Source organism: Glycomyces sp. MUSA5-2 (assembly GCF_037034145.1).
Lineage (GTDB): Bacteria > Actinomycetota > Actinomycetes > Mycobacteriales > Micromonosporaceae > Glycomyces > Glycomyces artemisiae.
The window spans coordinates 251,913-272,702 of sequence record NZ_JBAGKG010000007.1 but is presented as its reverse complement, the minus strand read 5'-3'; the positions used below and the strand labels follow the sequence as shown (position 1 = coordinate 272,702).

Genomic DNA, 20,790 nt, shown 5'->3' with positions numbered 1-20,790 from the left:
TCCACTGTGACGGGTGAGGGGGCGCGGTGGGCGATCGGGCGGAACCGGAGGCAGGGCGGCTGGAGCAGTTGGCGCGCAGCGGCCCGTATCTGCGGGTGCTGCTGCTCGCGGGGCTCGTCGGCGTCCCCGTCTCGGCGGTCGCGTTCGCGTTCCTGGCGCTGCTGCACCGCCTGACGGCCCTCGTGTGGGAGGACCTCCCCGCGGATCTCGGCCTCGACCCGGTGCCGTGGTGGTGGCCGGCCCCGTGGCTGCTGCTCGGCGGCCTGCTCACGGGCGCGGCGATCAAGTGGACGCCCGGCGGCGCCGGGCACCTGCCGATCAACGGCCTCTCGGCCGAACCCGTCAAGCCCGCGTACCTGCCGGGCGTGCTGCTCGCGGCCGTCGGCGGCCTGCCGCTCGGCGTGGTCCTCGGACCCGAGGCGCCGCTCATGGCCGTGGGCGCGGCGACGGCGCTCATGCTGGCGCGCCGCACGCAGGGCACGCCCGCGGCGGGGATCGTCGGCACCTCCGGTTCGGCCGCGGCCGTCGCCGTGATCTTCGGCAGCCCCCTCGTCGCGGCCGTGTTCATCCTGGAGGCCGCCGGGTTCGCGGGGCCGAAGCTCACGAAGCTGCTGCTGCCGTGCCTGCTGTCGGCGGGCGTGGGCGCGCTCATCTTCACCGGGCTCGGCGCGTGGACGGGCCTGCCGGTGTCCTCGCTGGAGCTGCCGGGCCTGCCGGACGCGACGCTGCACGTGACGGACCTGCTGTGGACGGTCCCCGCGGCCGTGGCGATCGCGGTCGGCGTCAGGGAGGTCCACGTGCTCGGCAGGCGCCTCGCGCCGGTCGCGCAGCGGCGGCCGATGGCCATGGCGCTCACCGCGGTCGCGGTGACGGCGGTGTGCGCGGGCGCGTACGCGCTGCTCACGGGCCGCTCCCCCGTCGACGTGCTCCTGTCGGGGCAGGACTCGCTCGCGGACCTGAGCCGGGACCCGGAGGCGTTCGGGATCGGCGTGTTCGTCGCGGTCCTCGTTTTCAAAGGCGTGGCGTACGCGGTGTCGCTGGCGGCGCTGCGCGGCGGCCCGATCTTCCCGGGCGTGTTCCTCGGCGCGGCCGCGGGCGTCCTGCTCAGCGCGCTGCCCGGGTTCGGGGCGGTGCCCGCGCTGGCGGCGGGCATGGCGGCGGCGACGGTGGCGGTCCTGCCGCTGCCGGTGTCGGCGGCGATCCTGGTGACGCTGCTGCTCGGCGCCGACGCCGCGTCGATGACCCCGGTGGTGCTCATCGCCGTCGTCGTCGCATTCGTGACCGGCCGGGCCCTCGACCGGCCCCGGACCGGGGAGGCGGCGTGAAGCGGCTTCCGGCGCCGTGGCGGTACGCGGCCATGTGCCTCGCGCTCGCGGTCGCCTACGCGATCGTCCCCGTCAACGCCGGCGCCGACCCCGGTGTACTGGTCCTGCGGTGGGCCGTGACCGCGGCGATGCTGGCGACGATCGCGGTCTTCGCCTACTGGGAGGCCGAGCGCCAGCTCCGCGACCCGGACGCCCCGCTGGGCGGGCTGCTCGTGGCGATCCTCGGCGGGGTCCTCGTGTTCGCGCTCGCCGACTACGGCGTCGCGGTCCACCGGCCCGACGAGTTCGCCGGGCTCGCGACCCGCATCGACGCGCTCTACTTCGCGCTGAGCACGCTCCTGACCGTGGGCTTCGGCGACGTCCACGCCCAGGGGCAGATCGCGCGGGCGCTGCTGACGGTGCAGATGGCGTTCAACTTCACCGTGATCGCCGCGTCGGCGTCGCTCATGGCCCGCAAGCTGACCGCGCGGGCCCGCCAGCGCGGGGCCCGTCACTCCAGCCGGTAGCCCACGCCCGGGGTCGTCGCGAGGACCGCGGGCGCGCCGAGCTTGCGGCGCAGGCGGCCCACGGTGACGGCGACGGTGTTCGTGAACGGGTCGGCGTGCTCGTCCCACACCTGCTCCAGGAGCCGCTCGGCCGAGAGGAACCCGGGGCTCGCGTGCATGAGCGCCTCCAGGACCGCGAACTCCTTCACCGACAGGGACAGGACCCGGCCGTCGCGGACTACGGTGCGCCGCACCGGGTCCAGTTCGATCCCGGCGACGCGGAGCGTGCGCGGGCGGGCGTCGGGGCGGCGGCGGGCGAGGGCCTGGACGCGCAACACCAGCTCGGGGAAGTGGAACGGCTTCGGCAGGTAGTCGTCGGCGCCGAGGACCAGGCCGGAGACGCGGTCGTCGGGGGCGCCCGCGGCGGTGAGCATGAGGATCATGGGCCGGTCGGGGCGGTCGGCGACGAGGCGGCAGACCGCGTCGCCGTGCAGGCCGGGGAGGTCCCGGTCGAGGACGAGCACGTCGTAGGCGGTGCAGCCGAGCTTCTCGGCGGCGGCGAGGCCGTCGAAGGCGAGGTCGACGGCCATCCCGTTGTCGCGCAGGCCCTCGGCGACGACTTCGGCGAGGGCGCGGGCGTCTTCGACGACGAGGACCCTCATCGCGGGGCCTCCGGGAGCTCGACCGCTGCGGTGAGGCCGCCTTCGGGTGCGGCGGTGAGCGTGAGGGCGCCGCCGTGGGCGGCGGCGACGGCGTGGACGATCGCGAGGCCGAGCCCGGAGCCGCGGTCGGAGCCGGTGCGGTCGGCGCCGAGGCGGTGGAAGGGGCGGACCAGGTCGTCGACGGCGGCCTGGTCGAGGACCGGGCCGGAGGAGCGGACCGTGAGGCGGACTTTGCCGTCCGCGGGCGCGGTGGCGACGGCGATGGCGCCGTCCGGTCCGTTGTGGTCGACGGCGTTGTCGATCAGGTTGCCGGCCATGCGGGCCAGGAGCGCGGTGTCGCCGCGGACGCGCGAGCCGGGTTCGGCAGTGGTCGTGACGGTGAGGCGGGCGGCGGCGATGTCGTCGGCGCGCGCCTCGATCGCGGCGGACGCGACGGCGGCGAGGTCCACGGTGTCGTCGGCGGCGACGGCGCCGTGCTGGGCGCGGGCGAGCGCGAGGAGGCCGTCCAAGAGCCGGTCCACTTGGTCGAGCTGGGGCCGCAGGCGTTCGGCGAGCGCGGTGACGGACGCGGGTGCGGCGGGCTTGGCGGCGGCGACGTCCACGGTGGCGCGCATGGTCGCGAGCGGGGTGCGCAGCTCGTGGGAGGCGTCGGCGGCGAAGCGGCGCTGCGCCGCGAAGGACGCTTCGAGGCGGCCCAGGAGGTCGTCGACGGTGTCGGCGAGGTCGGTGACCTCGTCGCGCGGACCGGGGAGGGCGAGGCGGCGGTCCAGGTGCTCGGCGGTGATCCCGCGGGTGACGGCGGTGATGCGCCGCAGCGGCCGCAGGACCCGCTTGGCGAGGACGCGGCCGACCAGGAGCGACACGACGACCATGAGCGCGAACGCGCTCAGGCACGCGGTGAGGATCTGGCGGGAGTGCAGGTCGTCCAGTTCGGCGAGCTGCCGCTGGAGGGCCGCGACCTGATCCTCGGGGCTCGCGGTCCCCTGGCCGGGCACGGGCTGCGTGTCGGCGAGGTCGCCTCCGGAGAGCGCGAACACGAGCACGAGGAGCCCCGCCCCGCAGATCAGGAACGCGGCGCCGTACAGGACCGTGAACCGCGTCCTCGTCTTCACCATGGTCCAAGGATGCCCGCGCCGGGATAACAGGGGCCTAACGGGTTCGCTGCGGCCCGTGTCATCGACGGGCGCGTAGAACTCCCGGCATGAAGACGCAACTGCACGCCACGTGCGCGGCCGTCGGCCGCACCGTCAGGCACTGCCCGCGGGCCCTGGGGGCGCTGCGCCGCCCCGCCCGGCTCATCGCCCTCGCCGCCGCCGCGGCGGTCCTCGTCGGACTCGCGCTGCTGACGGCCGCGGGCAGCCGGTCCTCGTGCGACGGCCCCTGCCCGCAGACACCCTCCTCAAGCGACGGGACCGCCGTCGCCGACCGGTTCTGGTTCGTCCATAGGGGCCTCGGCCCGGACGGGTCGGTCACGGTGCGGCTGGCCGACATGACCGGCACCATCACCTACCCGCCGCCCGACCACGACGAGATCGTCCCGGGCCTGGTCCCGTGGGCGAAGACCGGGATCATCGTCAAGGACGGGCTCGACCAGGGCTCCGATTACGCCGCGCTCATGCTCACCGGGGAGCACGGGGTCCGGTTCCAGTACGGGTACACCGAGGACGTCGCCGGGCCCGCCGTCGAGCCGGGGACGCCGGTGTGGCTGCGGCTGGACCGGGACGGCGACCGGATCACCGCCTCCACGTCGATGGACGGGCAGGCGTGGGAGGAGGTCGGGACCGCGGTCCTCGACGGCCTCCCCGAGACCGTCCAGGCGGGCATGTTCGCCGCCTCCCCCGGCGACTTGACCGTGCGCGAGACGGCTTGGGGCGCAGGGCTTCCGGAGTCGCGGTTCACGCAGGCCGTCGGCGTGTTCGACAACGTCGCGGTCGAAGGAGGCACGGTCGAGGGCGGCGCAGGCGGGTGGGCCAGCGAGTCGGTCGGACAGATGAACCAGACCGACTGGGAGAAGCTCCACAACCCCTCCGGCGGCGTCGAGGACGGCGGCACCTGGACCGTGAGCGGCACCGGCGACATCGGGCCCGCGGGGGTCGAGGGGATCGCCACGGTGGACCGGCTCCTGGCGGGCCTGCCGTTCACGCTGGCGGTGCTGGTCGTGGCGGCGGCCCGGTTCGGGGCATCTCGGGAGGTGCTGACACGCAACGACCTCGCGGCCCGTGCGACCGTGCTCGGCACGGCGGTGTTCGTCGTCGGACTGGTCGCCGCGGGCGTCGCGATCGGGGCGGGGACCGCGGTGCTGGAGGGCAACGGGGTGCCGGTCGAGCCGCTCCCGGTGCGGGACGCGGCGCGGATCGCGGCCGGGGCCGCGGCGGCGCTCGCGCTGAGTGCGGTGCTGGCGTTCGCGATCGGCGCGTGGCTGCGCCGAAAGTGGACGGCCGCGGTGACGGCGGTGGTGCTCATCGCGGTGCCGCTCGCCGTCGGCGTGCTGCCGCTGCTACCCGACGCGGTCGCGCAGTGGCTGCTGCGGACCACTCCGGCGGCGGTGTTCGCGCTCAAGCAGGCCGTGATCGAGTACCCGCAGGTGACCGGGTACTACGTGCCCTCGGCGGGGTTCTATCCGCTGCCGGGCTGGGCCGGGACGCTCGTCATCCTAGCGTACCTGGCGGTCGCCGGGTGGCTAGCGGTGCGGCGCGCGGTACCGGTCCGCGCGCCGCAGCAGCCGTTCAGCGCCGGAGTGCTCGCACGGTGATCGCGACCGCGACCAGTCCGGCGCTCACCAGCGCCGGCCCGGTCGGCCCGGCGGCGTCGTAGGCGATCCCGGCGAGGACCGGGCCGAGCATCGCGCCGACGTTGAGCGCGGCCGTCGCGTAGGACCCGCCCATGGTGGGCGCGTCCTGCGCGGCGGCCATGATGCGTCCGATGAGCGTGGAGCCCACGGCGAACGCGAGCGCGCCGAGCGCGAACGCCAAGGGCGGCAAGGCGGCCGGGAGGAGTGCGAGCGCGAGCCACCCGGCCAGGAGCAGCGGCGCGCCCCAGGCGAGGAGGGCCCGCCAGTGGCGGTCGGCGAGGCGTCCGGCGGCGAGGACGCCGAGGAACGCGCCGATCCCGAACAGCGCCAGCACGAGCGGGACGCGGCCGGTGGCGAGCGTCCCGAGGTAGGTGTAGGCGCCGAAGGTGGCGCCGTTGACGAGGACGCCGAGCGCGAGGACGTGGAGCACGCCGGGGCGCTTCAGGACCGCCAGTTCGGTGCGCAGGGCGACCGGGCCGGTCGCGGCGGACCGGTCGGGGACGGCCAGCGCGACGGCGACGAGCGCTGGCACGGCGAGGGCCGCGACGGCCCACAGGGTCGCGCGCCAGCCGAGGGCCTCGCCGAGGACGGCCCCGGCCGGGACCCCGGCGACCAGCGCGAGCGTGGTGCCGCCCAGGAGGATCGAGAGGGCCCGGGCGCGGGAGTCGGCGGGGACGAGGAGCGCGACGGTGGCGAGGGCGACGGCGAGGAACCCGGCGTTGGCGAGCGCGGCGACCGCGCGGGTCGCGAGGAGCACCGCGAACGAGTCGGTGAGGGCCCCGGCGACGTGGGCGGCGATGAACAGGGCGAGGAACGCCGCGAGCGAGGCGCGCGGGGGCCAGCGGCGCCCGGCCGCGGCCATGAGCGGCGCGCCGGCGACCATGCCCGCGGCGAACGCGGAGGTCAGGAGCCCGGCGCGGGCGACGGTGATGTGGAGCTCGGCGGCGATGTCGGGCAGGAGCCCGGCGAGCATGAACTCCGAGGAGCCTTGCGCGAACACGGCGACGGCGAGCATGTACAGGACGAACGGCATGAGTGTGTCTCTCCGGAAGAAGCGGACGGTCGGCTGGGGACCGCCGCGGCGCCGGGCGCGCGGAGAGACGGCCCCGCTCGGCGAGCGGGGCTGGAAGTGGTCTCACACGGGCGTCAGGGCCGCCGGCGGTGCGGCGGCCCGGGTCTGGACGCTTCGGGTGAGGACATGGCGCCGAACCTATCACGGGCCCCGGACGGGCCCGCAATGCTTTTTCAGGCGAGTAGGGCGGCGTAGAGGGTGAGGCCGGGTCCGAAGGCGAGCATCACGATCGGGCCGTCCGGGGGCCCGGCCTTGCGGATCTCGTCGAGGACGAGGAGCACTGTCGCCGAGGAGCAGTTGCCGTGCTCGGCGAGGACCTTCCGGGACGGGTCGAGGGCGGTGGGGGCGAGGTCAAGCCCGGCGGCGACGGCGTCGAGGACGCGGGGCCCGCCGGGGTGGACGGCCCACCCGGCGACCTCGGACCGGTCGAGGCCGTGGCGGGCGAGGAGGTCCTTCACGAGCGGGCCGACGTGCTCGCTGAGCGCCTCGGGGACCTCCGGGGAAAGGCCCATGCGGAAGCCGAGGTCGGTGACGCGCCAGGTCATGTGGCCGCGGCGGACGGTGTCGGTGCGGGCGGCGACGTCGACGACGCGCAGGCCCGGCCCGTCCTCGGGGCGCACGACGACCGCGGCGGCGGCGTCGCTGAACAGGGCGTGGACGACCGCCTGGTCGATGTCGCGGGTCGCGGGCTGGACGTGCAGGGAGGTGAGCTCCACGCACAGCAGGACCGCGGGCCGCCGGTGGGCGGCCGTGTAGTCGGCGACGGCGCCGAGCGCGGGGATCGCGGCGTGGCATCCCATGTGCCCCACCAGGAGCCGCCGCGCGTCGGCGCGCAGCGGCAGGGTCCGGGCCAGCTCGATGTCGGTGCCGGGCGTGCCGTAGCCGGTGCAGGTGGCGACGGCGAGGAGGCCGATCTCGTCGGGTTCGGTGCCCGCGGCGGCGAGGGCCTGGCGGACGGCGCGCAGGCCGAGCGCGGGCGCGCGTTCGGCGTAGCGGCGCATCCGCTCCTCAGTGGACCAGTCGGCGGCGTCGGCGAGCTCGAACGGCGCGGTGGCGGAGTGGCGGCGGGCGACCCCGGCGGTGTCGAACATGCGCGCGGCGATGCGGCTGCCGTTACCGTGCTGTCCACTGAAATGTGCGCGGAACACGTTGTCCCACAGCCAGTCCTGCTCGTACTGGGGCGGCAGGGCCATGCCGATTCCGGCCAGGCCCGCGGTCACCATCGCGGCACCGCCGTGTCGTGGTCGGGGTCGGCGCCGAGGGCGGCGGCGCCGAGCCAGTCGGCGCACACGTCCGAGGTGGCGGGCTGGAGGGCGCCGCAGCGGGCGTCCCGGTAGAGCCGTTCGAGCGGGTGCCCGCGGCGGGACGCGGAGGTCCCGGCCGCTTCGAGGAGCGACGACGCGACCTGGAACGCGGTGTCCCCCGCGGTGAGCTTCGCGCGCCACACCCACCGGTTCGTGTCCTCCTCCCCCGGTGCGGCATCGATGCGCCGGGCCGCCTCGGCGACCACGAGTTCGGCCGCGGCGACGGCGGCGTCGGCGCGGCCGATGCGGGCCCGCACGGGCGCGAGCGCGTCGAGGCCGCGGCCCCTGATGTGGGCGGCGGCCGCGTCGACGGCGGCGTGCGCGACCCCGGTGTAGACGGCGGCGTAGGAGGCGACGAGCCACTGCGGCATCGCTTCGGCGAGGAGCAGCGCGAGGCCCTCGACGCCGCCGAGCAGCGCGTCCTCCCCGACTTCGACGTCGAAGTGGACGTCGTGGCTTCCCGTGGCGCGCATGCCGAGCGAGTCCCAGGTCTCCTCGACGCGGATGCCGTCCCCGGCGGGCACTAGGAAGTGCGAGACGAGCGGCTCCTCGGAGTCGGCGTCGCGGGCGGTCACCAGGTAGGCGTCGGCGTGCCCGGCGCCGGACACGAACGCCTTCGCACCGGTGATGCGGAAGCCGTTCGCGCTGCGGCGGTAGGCGGTCGTGGTCTTGGACAGGCGCGAGCCGCCGCCGCGCTCGCTCATCGCGACCCCGTAGAGGGCGCCGTCGGCGGCCGCGGCGAGGGCCTTGTCCCTGGCGGCGAAGAAGCTCTCGGGCGCGCCGAGGGCCCGCACCAGGTGCTCGGGGGTCTGCGCGAGCGCACCCGTGACCGAGGCGTGCATGTTGAAGATGAGCGCCGTCGAGCCCGCGCCCCGCGCCAGCGCCGCCGCGACCGCGGCGTACTCGGCGAACGAGGCCCCGGCGCCGCCGAGCCGCTCGGGCACCATGAGCCCGGTCAGGCCCGCCTCCCGCAGCTCCGCGAAGTCCGCTTCGGGGAAGCGGCCCCGCTCGTCGTGGGCCGCGGCCCGGTCGGCGAACCGCGGGGCGAGTTCGCGCGCCAGCGCCAACGCGCCGCCGCCCTTGGACTCGGTCGGTGCTGGCATGCGCTCACTCCTCAGGCCGAAGGGACCCCAGTATGGAGGAGGAGGACGACGTCGACAAGGGCAACGAGGAGCACGGCGCGGAACGCGGCGCGCGAACCGGCCTTGCGGCCGAGGGCGAGTCCGGCGGCGAGGACGAGCGCGGCGAAGGGGACGGCGGCCAGGACCAGGGCCGAGGGCGGGCCGGGCGGGCCGAACGCGAGCAGCACGGAGGCGGCGAGCACGAGCGCTGCGGCGAGGAGCCGGGTTGCCAAGGGGCCCAAGCGGTGCGGGAGGCCGCGCACGCCGGTGGCGGCGTCGTCGGCGAGGTCGGGCAGGACGTTCACGAAGTGCGCGGCGCAGCCGAGGGCCGCGGCGGCGGCCATGAGCCACAGGGGCGGCCAGGGGGAGCCGGGCTCGCCGAGGGACACGATCGCCGGGAGCATCCCGAAAGAGAACGCGAAGGGGACCACGGAGAACGGGGTGGACTTGACGCCGAGGTCGTAGGCCCACGCGGAGGCGAGGGCCGCGAGGTGTGCGAGCGCGGCGGGCACGCCGGAGACGAGGGTGAGCAGGACCGCGGCGGGCGCCGAGACGGCGATGGCGGCGGAGGCGATGGCGGGGTGGAGCTCGCCGGAGGCGAGTGGCTTCCCGGCGCGTTCGGCCTGGGCGTCGCGGGGCGCGTCGACGAGGTCGTTGAGCCAGCCGACCGACAGCTGGCCGAGGAGGATCGCGACCGCGATGGCGATGATCCCGGGGACGGACCGGCCCGCGGAGGCGGCGAGCCCGGCGGTGACGAGGGTGACGGCGAGGGCCGGAAGCGGATGGGACGCAAGGACGAGCGCTCGGAGCATCGCCGCGGCCGTTGTCATCGGCTCAGTGTGCCACCCTGGCGGTATGCCACGCCAGACCCGCATTGCGAACGACCCCGCGCTGTACGACCGGCTCGCCGGGGAGTGGTGGCGACCGCGGGGCGTGTTCGCGGTGCTGCACTGGCTCGCGGCGGCGCGCGGCGCGCTCGTGCCGGCGCCGGAGCGGCCGGGCGCGGTCCTGGTGGACCTGGGCTGCGGGGCGGGGCTGCTCGCGCCGCACGTGACGGGCTATGTGCATGTGGGCGTGGACGTCTCGCGCGAGTCGCTGGCGCTGGCGCGGGAGCACGGGGTGCTGGCGGTGCGCGCTGATGTGGCGGCGGTGCCGCTGCCCGACGAGTGCGCGGACGTGGTGGTGGCCGGGGAGATCCTGGAGCACGTCCCGGACCTGGCGGCGGTCGTCGCGGAGGCGTGCCGGCTGCTGAAGCCTGGCGGGCTGCTGGTGGTCGACACGCTCGCGGCGACGGCGCTGTGCCGGTTCCTGGCGATCGGTGTGGCCGAACGGATTCCGCGGATCGCGACGCGCGGCGTCCACGACCCGGCCCTGCTGGTGGACCGGCGGGAGCTGGTGCGCGAATGCAGGAGGCACGGCGTCGGGTTGACGCTGCGCGGGATCATGCCGCACCTGGGCGATGCGGCGCTGTGGCTGGCGCGGCGGCGCGAGGCGGTGCGGATGGCGCCGGTGCCGACGACGGCGGTGCTGTTCCAGGCGTGGGGTGTGAAAGGGGCCCGCCCGGAGGCGGGCCCCGGTCGCTAGCTCAGGGTGAAGCTGATGAACCTCGGTTTGTAGATGCTCGGGTCCTGGTAGTGGGAGCCCTCCTCGGTCATGCGGCTGTCGAAGGTGTTCACGTTGTAGGACATGACGAACCGGTTCCCGGAGCTGATCGTCGGATGCAGGTGCGCGTTGTACGCGAAGACCCGCTCGTCGCCGTAGGAGCCGAACAGGCCCGTCTCCGGCATCGAGTAGACGAGGCTCTGGTTCGTGAACGGCCCCGCCGGGGAGCAGGACGTGTACGCGAACACCTGGTTGTTGAACGCGAGCGTCGAGTCCTGGGTGACCAGCACGAACTGGTTGTTCCACTTGGTCACCGAGTACTCGTTGGCGATGCCGTTCAGGCCGATGCCGGTGTCCGACTCGTACGCGGTCCACCCGTCGGCGGTCCAGTACTGCCACTTCGCGGTCGCACCCAGGTCGGAGCCGTGGACGCGGGCGATGCGCTGCTTCTTGTTCGTCGGCGCGTCGGCGATCCCGTAGATGTACGTGTAGCCGTCCCCGGACTGGCTGGCCGGGAGCAGCGCCGAGCCCCACGCGCCCGCCTGCGAGGGCAGGGCCTCGACCCGCAAGGGGTCCTTCAGGTTCGAGAGCGAGAACGTGGCGACGACGTTCTGGTCGAACCGCCAGTCCCAGTCCCCGGTGCCGAACCGCAGGTACTCCTGGAAGATCACCTGCAGGTAGTCGGTCCCGTTCTGGCGGGAGATCATCCCGTCGCCGAGCCAGTACCAGTGGTTCGCCTCCGGCGGCGGCATGATCGCCTCCGGGTTCGCGGCCGTGCCGCCCTGGATGGTGGTCAGACCGCTCCCGTCCTGCCTGACGAACGTGGAGTTGATCAGCGGCGCGGTGACCGGTCTGGTGCCGTCGCTGTTGAGCGGCCCCAGGAACGTGTCGGAGAACAGCCACAGCACGTCCCCGTCGGGCAGGCGCACCGAGTAGGTCGAGTCGCCGCCGGTCCAGCCGTTCGGGGTGGTCGCGGCGTAGTCGAGGAACTGCTGCTCGGGCGCGACGCCGTCGTCCTGGAGGTTCGAGACGTCCAGGTTCGAGAGCGTGCAGGAGGGGTGGTCGAGCGGCACGAGGGCCCTGGCGCGGAAGCGGTACTCGCGGCCGTCGCCGTCCGCCTCCACCGAGTTCGTGTTCAGGTCGGTGCGGGTCGCGACGAGCGTGACCACCATCGGGTAGGCGAAGTCGGTGATCGTGATGACGTTGCTCGCGTCGGGGTAGACCGCCCTTGCGGCCGTTGGGTATTCAGAGAGGCTCCCCGGGCTGCCCTGCGCGGACCAGACCATCGCCACGTATTCGAGGTCGTCCCGGTCCTCAGTGGAGATCGTGAGGCGGGACCGGTAGTCGTTCGTCGGGTCGCCGGAGTTCTGGACCGCCGCGAAGTCGAAGTACGCGGACCCGCCGGGCTCCATCTCGGCCGTGTACGTCTCCTGCGTGCCCATCGGGACGGCGCGGGTGGTCCGGTTCGGCCGGTACTCGCCCAGCAGGTGGTCGTCGGTGCGCGAGTCCCCGGCCAGGTAAGAGCGCCACAGGTCGCGCTCCTCGTCGTCGTAGCCGTACCCGGCCATCGGGTTCGGCGGGGCGCCGCCCTGCTCCTCGGCGAGCCGGTAGTTCGCCACCGAGAAGCCCAGGAGCGTCGAGGGGATGTCGAGGCCGTACCCGGTGAGCACGGCCTTGAACGCGGTGATCGGCGTCGAGTCGTGGTCGCGGATGTGCTCCCAGGTCTTGCGGACCGCCGCGGTGCTCCCGGTCTGCTCGTTCAGGTAGAACGCCAGGATGAACGTGCTGTACTGCCTTGAACTCCCCAGGGCCTCGGCGGCGTTGAGGGCGCGGCCGGGGTCGCCGAGGAACTCCGGGAGCGCGCGGGCGTACATCATCGCGGCGGTGGGGTTGCGCGGGTCGTACGGCTGGAGCCGGTAGGACATGAGCGCGGCCCACTCGGCCGTGGACTCCATCCACCAGTTCATGGTCTTGAAGTCGCTGCCGCCCATCCAGTCCCGCACGTAGGCCCAGCCGATGTCGCCGGTGTCGTCCCAGTACTGGTACTGCACGACGTGGAAGAACTCGTGCCGGGGCAGGTAGTCGTAGTTGTCGTCGTCGTTCAGGCCCGGGTCGGAGGGCAGGATGATCATCGGCTGGCTGTTCGCCCCGAACGGGAGCGTGAACGCCCCGCCGTCGAACCAGCCCTCCTGGGTGTCGTTGAGCCCCACCACGACCGCCCAGGGGCCGGAGCCGGGGTCGACGTCGTAGCCCATGCTCCGGTAGGCCGACTGGGCCTCGTCGATCGCGTTGATCATGTCGACGACGGCGTAGGGGCGGCCGTTGGCGCCCGCGTCGGCCGGGACGCCGCGCGTGTCGCCGGGGCTGTCCTTGATGTCGTAGAGGAACACGAAGTCCCCGGCGAACGCCTGGCACTCGTAGTCGTGGAAGTTGTAGTTGTACGAGGAGGCGCAGTCGTCGGCCGCCGCGGTCGCGGCGTCCTCCATCGCGAACGGCTCGGCGCCGAGCGACTCGGCCGTGATCGCCTGGCGGACGGGGCTGTTGCCGGGCGCGAGCGCGGCGGCGAACCCCTCATCCGGTCCCGCGAACTCGGAGTCGCCGGGGTCGGTGAACGCGTCGAACGCGTCCTGGTCCCACGGCTCGGGCTCGGCGACGCCCTGCTGCTGCAGGTCGGGAGTCTCCTCTGGGGGTGCGGCGGCCGGCGGGGCCGCCTGGGCGGGCTGGATGACCAGCAAACTGACGAATACCGCTGCGGTGCAAGCGATCGGAAGCCTTCTCAAGACTGCCCTCCGTCCCGTTGGTATCGATACCAGCGAGTATCGACATCAGTGAGTATGGCAGTGTGGAGGGTCTTCCCGATAGACCTCAATGGAGGCGATTTCGGGACGCACGGGACCGGTCCCGCCGCGCCCCGACTACAGTGGCGGCGAACGGGAGGAGCGTGCCGTGCGCGAGCTGCGCGAACAGTCGGGGATCGTCGTCGGGCACCTGGTCGACACCAGCTTCTTCACCGTGATCGTCTACTCGCGCGAGACGAAGCGCTTCGCGACCACCCCGGTCCCCTACCGGCGGCCCGCCGCGGGCGAGGAGGTCGGCGAGGTCCGCTGCGGGACCTGCGGGGAGGAGCTGCTGCTGCGCGTCCGCAGCACCGCGGAGACGAAGCGCATTCGCAAGCGGCACTTGACGGTGGCGCTGGCGGGGCTCGCGCTGTCGGCCGTGGCGGCGGTGTTCGGGTCGCTGGTGTACCTGCCGCTGGCCGAGCCGCTGGGGAAGCTCGTGCTCGTCGCGTTCCTGGCAGGGCTGCCCGTCATGGGGATCGCGGGATGGCTGTGGTGGAAGGAGGACGGCGTGCGCCTGCACTCGGCGGGCGCGTCGACCGACCGGACGCACTGGCGCCTCGACGGGGCGCTCCCCTACCGGGCCGCTCCCTGACCGGGGTCCCACAGGCCCCGGGCGGTGCCCTCCTCGACGTGCCGCTCGTAGACGACGACCTTGCGGTGCACCACGTCGAGGCAGGCCTCCAGCTCGGCGATCTTCGCCCGCACGTCGGCCTCGTGCTGCTTGAGGAGCTTCAGCCGCTCCGCCTCGTTGCCGGGCCCGGCGCCGACGAGCGCCGCGAACTCGCGGATGCCCGCGATCGGCATCCCCGAGTCCCGCAGCCGGTTCAAGAGCACCAGCCACTCGACGTCGGCGGCGTCGAAGACCCGGCGGCCGCCGCCGGAGCGCGGGATGTCGCGCAGGAACAGGCCCTCGCGCTCGAAGTACCGGAGCGCGTGCACGCTCAGACCGGTCGCCTCCGCGACCTCGCCGATCGAGAGCCCCTCGTCCATGCGGGCCATCCTAGCGTGACCTCGGCATTCGCCGTACTTTAGCGATCCACCGGCGTTCACCTGTCGAAATGGTTTGTCGAACCGGCCGATCGGATGCAAGCTGGTCCGGTGCCCGGTCCGCCGCGGGCACCCCTGTGCCCACGATCCGATTGGACCGCCGTGACCGAGACCCCCCTGCGCGAGCGCTTCGGGCGCACCGACCCGGTGCTGGCCCACTGGCGCAACGCCGTGTTCACGATCTTCGCCCTCTCGGGCTTCGTGTTCGCGAACTGGGCGGCCCGGGTGCCGAACATCCGCGACATCCTCGGCGCCTCCACGCAGGAGATGGGCTTCCTCATCCTCGGCATGGCGGGCGGCGCGATCCTCGGGCTCGTCGCCTCCAGCCACGTCATCACCCACGTCGGCGTCAACCGGGCGATCCGCTGGTTCCTCGCCGCCGCCGCGGTCGGCCTCATCGCCGCCGGGCTCATCGCCGGGTTCGTCCCCGGCTTCTGGCTCCTGTTCGCGGCCCTGATGGTCGCAGGCGCGGGCAACTCGGTCCTCGACGTGGCGATGAACGTCGCCGGGGCCGCCAACGAGCGGCGCATCGGCAAGACCCTGATGCCGATGTTCCACGCCGGGTTCAGCGTCGGCACCATGCTCGGCGCCGGGTGCGGCGCGCTCACCGAGCAGCTCGGCGTCCCCGTCGCCGCCCACCTCGGCGTCGTCGGCGCGCTCGTCATCGCCGTCGACCTGTGGGTGGTGCGCTACCTCCAGCCCGCCGAGGAGCCGCACGAGACCGAAGGGGAGCCCGCGGGCTGGCGGACCCGCCTGTCCGCGTGGACCGACCCGCGGATCATCCTCATCGGCCTCATCATCCTCGGCATGGCCTTCACCGAGGGCACCGCGAACGACTGGCTCGGCCTCGCGATGGTCGACGGCTACGGCCTGACCAACCCCGGCGGCGCCGCGGTCTTCGCCGTCTTCGTCACCGCCATGACGGCCGGGCGCCTCTTCGGCGGCGCCGCCCTCGACCGATTCGGCCGCGTCCCGGTCCTGGCCGGGTCCGCGCTCCTCGCGTTCGCCGGGCTCCTCCTCGTCATCATCGGCCCCACCGCCCCGATCGCCATCGCCGGAGCCGTCCTGTGGGGCGTCGGCGCCTCCCTCGGCTTCCCCGTCGGCATGTCGGCCGCCGCCGACGACCCCCGCCGCGCCACCGCCAACGTCGCCGCCGTCGCCACCATCGGCTACATGGCCTTCCTCGTCGGCCCGCCCCTCATCGGCCTCCTCGGCGACGAAGTGGGCCTGCGCAACGCCTTCCTCGTCGTCCTCGTCCTCGTCGCAGTGGCCCTCATCTGCTCCCCCGCCGCCCGCAAACCCAAGCACCTCACCGAGAACTGACCGAGAACTGACAATGCATTGAACAGGCGGACGAATCGAATCGTCCGCATCTGCCGCCCCACTCTGCTCACGCATGTGAGAAAGAGTCCGATCAGCGTGCGTTTATGATTCCGGAACGAGTTCCTTTCCGCGGGACTGGAAGCTCGGGTCCACACGTTCCGCCGAAACGTGGGAATATCGATTTGTCCCTTCGGCGTGTTCTATGCGAATACGCAAGCACGAACACAAGGAACACCAGTCATGAAGCGCCCCGATGCTCCGTTCATTCCTCCCCGCCAACGCCGGTCGCCGGAGTCGATGCCGATCACGTGCGACGTGGTGGTGATCGGCGCCGGACCGGCCGGACTCGCCGCCGCTGCTCTGGGGCCCACCGGATCCCGCACAGTGGTCCTCGATCAGGGAAGACCGCTGCATGAGCGGGATCCGGCGGAGCCGGACGACCTGACTTCGGGAGCGGGCGGCGCCGGGCTCTATTCGGACGGGAAATTCTCGTTCTTTCCCTCTGCCACGGCGCTGTGGAACCTCGGCCCCGAATCCGCGCTCCGCACCGCTTATCTCGCATTCGCCGAGGCGCTGGCGTCGCTCGGCATCGGGACGCCCGGATTCCCGACGCTGACGGACAGGAATCGCCACCGAACCGTCGCGCGGAGTGAATTCAAGAAGGCGTATCCGTCATTCTATGTCTCACCGGAACACCGGGCATCACTGGTCGAATCGCTGCAATCGCGCAGCGGAGCGGAATTCCGGTTCGGCACCAAAGTGAATCGGATCTCGGTGCTGCCCGACGATGCCGTCGAGGTCGCGGCGAGGGACCGCGGCAGGGCCGAAACGGTGCTGCGCGCGAAGTTCGCGGTCCTCGCGACGGGGCGGTTCGGGTCGCTGTCCTGCGCGTTCGACGCCCCCGGGCACCGGCCGGTGTTCAGACGAGTCGAGCTGGGATTCCGCATCGAGCAGCCCGCCGACCGGTTCTTCCTCCGCCACGAGAACGGACTCGACCCCAAGCACATCATCCACGGCGCCCCCGGATACAGCTGGCGGACCTTCTGCTGCTGCCGCGACGGCGCGGTGGTGACCACGAGGTTCGACCGCATCACCTCCGTGTCCGGCCGCGCCGACTGCCCGCCGACCGGGAGCTCCAGCGTGGGGTTCAACCTCAGGATCCACGACCGCGCCAAGGCGGAAGCGGCACTGGAGCTCGTCCACGGCAGGGCCGGGCACCTGGACGCGGTCCGTTCGAGCCCCGTCGAGGAGTTCACCGCGAACCGCGGGCCGCTCGCCGAGTTCTACGGCGGCGACCTGAACGGCCTCCTCACCGAGGGCCTCGGCCGCCTGAGCGACGCGGTCCGGCCGCACTCGCTGGAAGGCGCGACGCTCACCGGACCCACGGTGGAAGGCGTCGGGTTCTACCCGTTAGTGAACGGGCGGCTCAACATCCCGTCGTTCCCGGTCTGGGTCGCAGGCGACCATACCGGGATCTTCAGAGGGATCACCGCGGCCCTGGTGAGCGGCGCGTTCGTCGGCTCCCAGATAGCGGAGGCCCTGCCGTCCCAACGCCGATCGATCCAAGGACAACGAACATGGACCTAGTCTCGCAGCTTCCCGTCGTCTACACGGCGCACTCGAAGCTGAGCTTCTACTGCCGCGACGTCATCTGCGAATTCGTCCTGCGCAGCGGCGCCGTTCCGCTCAACCCGTTCCGCATGTTCGAGTACTTCCTGAACGACCGCGTCGAACGCGACCTCGTCAGGCGGGGCAACAACAACATCGTGCGGATCGCCGACGAGACCTGGGTGTTCGGCGATATCTCGGACGGCGTCCTCTTCGAGATCGAGTACGCCCTCCGGCTGGAGAAGCCCGTCAGGTACTTCAGCCTGGGCACCGAACTGCGGGACATCAAGGAGATCGACGTGGACGAAGCCGCATTCGAGGCGGGCGCCCTGGAGGGCGGCCGCAGGTCCGAGGACGAGCTGCGGCGGATGATGCGGTCGGCATCGCATCCGCAGACCTGCCTCGCCGAATTACCCCCGAGCAGAGCGGAGGAGCGTTCCATGATCGGCCGGATGGTGGAGCGACCGGTGTACCTGAACTTCCTGGACCGCGAACTCGGCGAGGCCGTGCGGTTCCGGCTCAGCCACCCGGTCATGGAGCACGCTCTGAAATGCCTGCTGCTCGGCACCGCGTCCCCGCTCTACTGCGGCATATCGCTGGTCTGGGAGAACACCGGCCTCGCCGAGTCCTCCAGGCGGATCCTCGCGTCCGCCACCCAGGCCGGGGCCCTGCACCCGGTGAGCTACAAGGCGAGCGTCGAGGAGTTCTACGAGTCCCGCAGGCTCCTCTACGCCCACGACGAGGACCGCTACCCCATGTACTTCCGGGGGAACCTCCAGGCGCTGGACGCGATCCGGCCCGCCGTCATCAAGGAGGACGGCACGACTGAGAAGATCTCAGAGCAGATGCTGCTCTGGTCGATGAACAGGGGGCAGGCCGCCGACGAGGCGGAGCGGATCGCGAAGGAGTCGTCGCTCCAGTCGCTGCTCACCCGCGAGGAGGAGGCGATCACCATCGCCTACTTCAACCGGCACCTCCGGCGCATCTCGGCGCCGCCCACCGCGGCGGCGGTGGTCCGCAGGCAGATCTCCACGGCGTACTCGACGCACTACCTCGACTTCTACAACGGGGTCGTCCCCACCGGGCTCCGCGGCCTGGAGGTCTTCGACATGATGCTCTCCGAGGACTTCCCCTTATACGACGTCCAGCTCCTCGAACTGCTCCTCGCCAAGTTCGGGCTCGGCGCCCTCGTCAGCGCTCCTTGGGAGGCCGCCGAGGACGACTGGGACGCCTTCCTGGCGATGCGCGGCAGCGAATCGCACCTGCGGCTCTGCGGTCTCATCCGCCTCATCCTGCGGACCCTCGCCACGACCGCGCAGGGCTTCGGCGGCTCGCAGTTCAGCCTGCGGTCGTACGTCCAGTCGGTGATCCGGAGGATCGACGTCGAACCGGACCCCCGGCCCGAGCGTCCCGACCTCCGGATCGCCTCCGCGGAGATCGCGGCCGAGGCGATGGCGCAGACGATCGAGCACAACCCCTACTACGGAGCGATCATGGCGCAGCACCGACGCGAGCTGATGGACGAGCGGGCCGACATCCTCCTGGTCACCGCGACCCGGACAGAGACGCGGGCCGTCCTGGACGCCTTCGGCATCCGCTCGGGCGACCGGCTGCGGCGCCGCTTCATCGGCGACAACACCTATCTCGACCTCAACATCCTCTCCGGCGCCCACGTCTACCTGGTCGAGACCGAGATGGGCAGCGGCGGCGCCTCCGGGTCGGCCCTCACGATCGCGGAGGGCATCCAGGCGCTGCGCCCCAAGTCCCTGGTCATGGTCGGCATCGCGTTCGGGCTCGATCCGGCCCGCCAGCGCATCGGCGACGTGCTCGTGTCGAAGCAGGTCCTGTCGTACGAGCTCCAGCGGCGCTCGGGGTCGCAGGACCGCCGGACGGTGCTGCGGGGCGACCGGATCAGCGCCTCGCCGAGGCTGCTCGGCAGGTGCCGGTCCGCGGCCGTGGACTGGGACCAGGGGTCGGTCGACTTCGGGCTGGTCATGTCCGGGGACAAGCTCGTGGACGACGTCGACTTCCGGGACGAGCTCGCAGCGCTGACCGACGGCCAGGCGATCGGCGGCGAGATGGAGGGGGCCGGGTTGTGCGCCGCCGCGTACCGGGGCAAGACCGACTGGATCCTCATCAAGGCGGTCTGCGACTGGGCGGACGGGAGGAAGGGGTATCGCAAGGAGAGCCGGCAGAAGGAGGCCGCTCGCAAGGCGGCCTCGTTCGCGCATCACATGATCGAGGCCGGCGGCATGGTCTAGACCCGCGAATCCTGGACGGCGGCCGCGGAGACGACCATCTGGTACGCCTCCCAGAGGTCGCCGCCCTCGTAGCGGTGGGAGGCGAACTCCTGGATGTGGAGGTCGCCGTTGACGGAGACGGAGGTCCGCGCCTCTCTGAACATGGCGATGTCGGACCGGGAGTCCCCATAGGCCACGACCTGTTCGAATTCGATGGCGTGGTCCATGCAGAATTCACGGGCGAGTCGGGGTTTGTCCTCCGGCGAGAGGATGGATTCGATGTCGAGGAGTTCCCGGTGGTCCCGCGGGAAGTCGGAGGCGCAGATCGCATCGAAGCCGTATTCCTCGAATAGTTCGGCGAAGAACCGCGGCGCCATGGTGATGAGCATGGCCTTGTGGTTGCGCCGGTGGATGTCCTGGACGGTCTCTTTGATGCGCTTGAGCTTCGGGGCGGCTTCGAACGCTTCGCGGATGGTGCTGTACTCAAGGACCTTCCACAAGCCTCTGAGTCGCAAGGCGTATTCCTGTGTGGACATGTCACTGGTGGCGAACTCGTGGTCGAGCATGCGGACTTCGTGATGGATGTCGAGGCGCCTGCCGATTTCGGCATTGGCGGTAGTGGATCGCAGCAGTGTCCCGTCCATGTCAAACACGTGAAGCATTCTTCTACCCCATAGCCGAAGTCATTCGGGCCAGTCTAACTCGACACAGGGAGAATGGGATCCGACACGCATGACACGGTAGTGGGGTCCGCTGTTGAGCCGGGTGATCCGGACGGGACTGAGCGGATCAGGGAGCCAGAGGCGCACAGCGCCTTCCGTGCGCCCGGAAGGCGTGGCACTATCGCCTGATGCTGAAACTCACCGACTTCATCATCGACTGTCCGGACCCGATGGCGCTTGCGGCGTTCTATGCGGGGGTGACGGGCAGGGAGGTGGCGGCTTCGAGCCATGAGAGCTGGGCGAGTCTCGTGTTCGGCGAGATCGAGCTGGCGTTCTACAAGGTGGACGACTACACGGCGCCGAGCTGGCCCGGGGACGAGCACCCGAAGCAGTTCCACCTGGACTTCGAGGTGGACGAGTTCGCGCCCGAGCGGGCGCGGATCGAGGGGCTCGGGGCGGTGCACCTGAAGGACTTCGTCAACGACGAGGGCTACGGCTGGCAGGTGTACACCGACCCGGTCGGCCACCCGTTCTGCCTGTGCCGCAACCCCGGGTACGACTGGTCCGAGTGACAGGGCGGGCGATTCGCTCCTGATCGTCCCGCTCGTCCCTAGAATAGGCCCGGTGCACGGGTCGGGACGGGTGGGACGAGGCACACCGACCCCCATTTAGACTCTGTCTAAACTAGGAGTAGGTTTAGGGCCTGTG

General features: G+C 72.3%; 18 protein-coding genes. 9 read left to right on the top strand and 9 right to left on the bottom strand.

Going from position 1 to position 20,790, the window contains the following annotated elements:
* Nucleotides 1-26 precede the first annotated feature (26 nt).
* Together WA640_RS22250 and WA640_RS22245 are read left to right on the top strand one after the other, a co-directional pair.
* Nucleotides 27-1,325 (top strand): chloride channel protein, encoded by a 1,299-nt coding sequence (locus tag WA640_RS22250; RefSeq protein WP_335990625.1) that lies wholly within the window; start codon nt 27-29, stop codon nt 1,323-1,325.
* Nucleotides 1,322-1,831 carry a potassium channel family protein gene (locus WA640_RS22245; protein ID WP_219926874.1) on the top strand — a complete coding sequence of 170 codons (510 nt, stop codon included), beginning with the start codon at nt 1,322-1,324 and terminating at the stop codon, nt 1,829-1,831. Before WA640_RS22250 ends, WA640_RS22245 begins: the two co-directional genes overlap by 4 nt.
* On the opposite strand, the gene WA640_RS22240 is transcribed toward WA640_RS22245, so the two are convergent.
* Nucleotides 1,816-2,472 carry a response regulator transcription factor gene (locus WA640_RS22240; RefSeq protein WP_335990624.1) on the bottom strand — a complete coding sequence of 219 codons (657 nt, stop codon included), beginning with the start codon at nt 2,470-2,472 and terminating at the stop codon, nt 1,816-1,818. The two genes, WA640_RS22245 and WA640_RS22240, sit on opposite strands and share 16 nt — an antisense overlap.
* Entirely contained in the window at nt 2,469-3,587 is a 1,119-nt protein-coding gene (locus tag WA640_RS22235) for a sensor histidine kinase (RefSeq protein ID WP_335990622.1), read from the bottom strand. The genes WA640_RS22240 and WA640_RS22235 overlap by 4 nt, the downstream gene beginning before the upstream one ends.
* 86 nt (nt 3,588-3,673) lie before the next feature.
* Here WA640_RS22235 and WA640_RS22230 point away from each other — a divergent pair, with 86 nt between their 5' ends.
* The gene (locus WA640_RS22230) at nt 3,674-5,224 is read left to right on the top strand and encodes a hypothetical protein (protein ID WP_335990620.1); all 1,551 of its coding nucleotides are present in this window, start codon (nt 3,674-3,676) and stop codon (nt 5,222-5,224) included.
* On the opposite strand, the gene WA640_RS22225 is transcribed toward WA640_RS22230, so the two are convergent.
* The 4 genes from WA640_RS22225 to WA640_RS22210 form a co-directional block, all read right to left on the bottom strand.
* The gene (locus WA640_RS22225) at nt 5,199-6,296 is read right to left on the bottom strand and encodes a Cmx/CmrA family chloramphenicol efflux MFS transporter (protein ID WP_335990618.1); all 1,098 of its coding nucleotides are present in this window, start codon (nt 6,294-6,296) and stop codon (nt 5,199-5,201) included. The two genes, WA640_RS22230 and WA640_RS22225, sit on opposite strands and share 26 nt — an antisense overlap.
* Nucleotides 6,297-6,508: 212 nt before the next feature.
* Entirely contained in the window at nt 6,509-7,558 is a 1,050-nt protein-coding gene (locus WA640_RS22220) for a type III polyketide synthase (RefSeq protein WP_335990616.1), read from the bottom strand.
* A complete protein-coding gene (locus tag WA640_RS22215; RefSeq protein ID WP_335990615.1) occupies nt 7,552-8,742 on the bottom strand; it encodes an acyl-CoA dehydrogenase family protein in 1,191 nt (396 codons plus the stop codon). Before WA640_RS22215 ends, WA640_RS22220 begins: the two co-directional genes overlap by 7 nt.
* 11 nt (nt 8,743-8,753) lie before the next feature.
* Nucleotides 8,754-9,590, bottom strand: a complete 837-nt coding sequence (locus WA640_RS22210) for a UbiA family prenyltransferase (RefSeq protein WP_335990613.1) — start codon at nt 9,588-9,590, stop codon at nt 8,754-8,756.
* A gap of 25 nt (nt 9,591-9,615) precedes the next feature.
* Between WA640_RS22210 and WA640_RS22205 the strand changes: the two genes are divergently transcribed.
* The gene (locus WA640_RS22205; RefSeq protein WP_335990612.1) at nt 9,616-10,344 is read left to right on the top strand and encodes a methyltransferase domain-containing protein; all 729 of its coding nucleotides are present in this window, start codon (nt 9,616-9,618) and stop codon (nt 10,342-10,344) included.
* Here WA640_RS22205 and WA640_RS22200 read toward each other — a convergent pair.
* Nucleotides 10,341-13,142, bottom strand: a complete 2,802-nt coding sequence (locus tag WA640_RS22200) for a hypothetical protein (RefSeq protein ID WP_335990610.1) — start codon at nt 13,140-13,142, stop codon at nt 10,341-10,343. The genes WA640_RS22205 and WA640_RS22200 overlap by 4 nt on opposite strands.
* A 166-nt stretch (nt 13,143-13,308) precedes the next feature.
* On the opposite strand from WA640_RS22200, the gene WA640_RS22195 reads away from it, so the two are divergent.
* On the top strand, nt 13,309-13,794 hold the full coding sequence (locus WA640_RS22195; RefSeq protein WP_335990608.1) for a hypothetical protein: 486 nt from the start codon (nt 13,309-13,311) through the stop codon (nt 13,792-13,794).
* Here the strand turns inward: WA640_RS22195 and WA640_RS22190 are convergent.
* Nucleotides 13,776-14,192: a MerR family transcriptional regulator gene (locus WA640_RS22190; protein ID WP_335990605.1), complete on the bottom strand. Its 417-nt coding sequence runs from the start codon at nt 14,190-14,192 to the stop codon at nt 13,776-13,778. The genes WA640_RS22195 and WA640_RS22190 overlap by 19 nt on opposite strands.
* A gap of 159 nt (nt 14,193-14,351) precedes the next feature.
* Between WA640_RS22190 and WA640_RS22185 the strand changes: the two genes are divergently transcribed.
* From WA640_RS22185 to WA640_RS22175, 3 genes are all read left to right on the top strand, one after another.
* Entirely contained in the window at nt 14,352-15,572 is a 1,221-nt protein-coding gene (locus tag WA640_RS22185) for an MFS transporter (RefSeq protein ID WP_219926871.1), read from the top strand.
* Nucleotides 15,573-16,346: 774 nt separating this feature from the next.
* Nucleotides 16,347-17,159, top strand: coding sequence for a hypothetical protein (locus WA640_RS22180; protein WP_335990604.1), 813 nt, complete (start codon nt 16,347-16,349; stop codon nt 17,157-17,159).
* Nucleotides 17,150-19,441, top strand: a complete 2,292-nt coding sequence (locus tag WA640_RS22175) for a 5'-methylthioadenosine/S-adenosylhomocysteine nucleosidase family protein (protein WP_335990603.1) — start codon at nt 17,150-17,152, stop codon at nt 19,439-19,441. Before WA640_RS22180 ends, WA640_RS22175 begins: the two co-directional genes overlap by 10 nt.
* Here WA640_RS22175 and WA640_RS22170 read toward each other — a convergent pair.
* Entirely contained in the window at nt 19,438-20,064 is a 627-nt protein-coding gene (locus WA640_RS22170) for an HAD family hydrolase (RefSeq protein ID WP_219926870.1), read from the bottom strand. The genes WA640_RS22175 and WA640_RS22170 overlap by 4 nt on opposite strands.
* Nucleotides 20,065-20,270: 206 nt before the next feature.
* Here WA640_RS22170 and WA640_RS22165 point away from each other — a divergent pair, with 206 nt between their 5' ends.
* Entirely contained in the window at nt 20,271-20,654 is a 384-nt protein-coding gene (locus WA640_RS22165) for a VOC family protein (RefSeq protein ID WP_335990602.1), read from the top strand.
* The last annotated feature ends 136 nt before the right edge of the window (nt 20,655-20,790 follow it).

Excerpts from the sequence above, each read along its gene's own strand:
- WA640_RS22240 (WP_335990624.1), bottom strand. The coding sequence starts at position 2,472 with ATGAGGGTCCTCGTCGTCGAAGACGCCCGCGCCCTCGCCGAAGTCGTC.
- WA640_RS22235 (WP_335990622.1), bottom strand. The coding sequence starts at position 3,587 with ATGGTGAAGACGAGGACGCGGTTCACGGTCCTGTACGGCGCCGCGTTC.
- WA640_RS22230 (WP_335990620.1), top strand. The coding sequence starts at position 3,674 with ATGAAGACGCAACTGCACGCCACGTGCGCGGCCGTCGGCCGCACCGTC.
- WA640_RS22225 (WP_335990618.1), bottom strand. The coding sequence starts at position 6,296 with ATGCCGTTCGTCCTGTACATGCTCGCCGTCGCCGTGTTCGCGCAAGGC.
- WA640_RS22220 (WP_335990616.1), bottom strand. The coding sequence starts at position 7,558 with ATGGTGACCGCGGGCCTGGCCGGAATCGGCATGGCCCTGCCGCCCCAG.
- WA640_RS22215 (WP_335990615.1), bottom strand. The coding sequence starts at position 8,742 with ATGCCAGCACCGACCGAGTCCAAGGGCGGCGGCGCGTTGGCGCTGGCG.
- WA640_RS22210 (WP_335990613.1), bottom strand. The coding sequence starts at position 9,590 with ATGACAACGGCCGCGGCGATGCTCCGAGCGCTCGTCCTTGCGTCCCAT.
- WA640_RS22205 (WP_335990612.1), top strand. The coding sequence starts at position 9,616 with ATGCCACGCCAGACCCGCATTGCGAACGACCCCGCGCTGTACGACCGG.
- WA640_RS22190 (WP_335990605.1), bottom strand. The coding sequence starts at position 14,192 with ATGGACGAGGGGCTCTCGATCGGCGAGGTCGCGGAGGCGACCGGTCTG.
- WA640_RS22175 (WP_335990603.1), top strand. The coding sequence starts at position 17,150 with ATGGACCTAGTCTCGCAGCTTCCCGTCGTCTACACGGCGCACTCGAAG.
- WA640_RS22170 (WP_219926870.1), bottom strand. The coding sequence starts at position 20,064 with ATGGACGGGACACTGCTGCGATCCACTACCGCCAATGCCGAAATCGGC.
- WA640_RS22165 (WP_335990602.1), top strand. The coding sequence starts at position 20,271 with ATGCTGAAACTCACCGACTTCATCATCGACTGTCCGGACCCGATGGCG.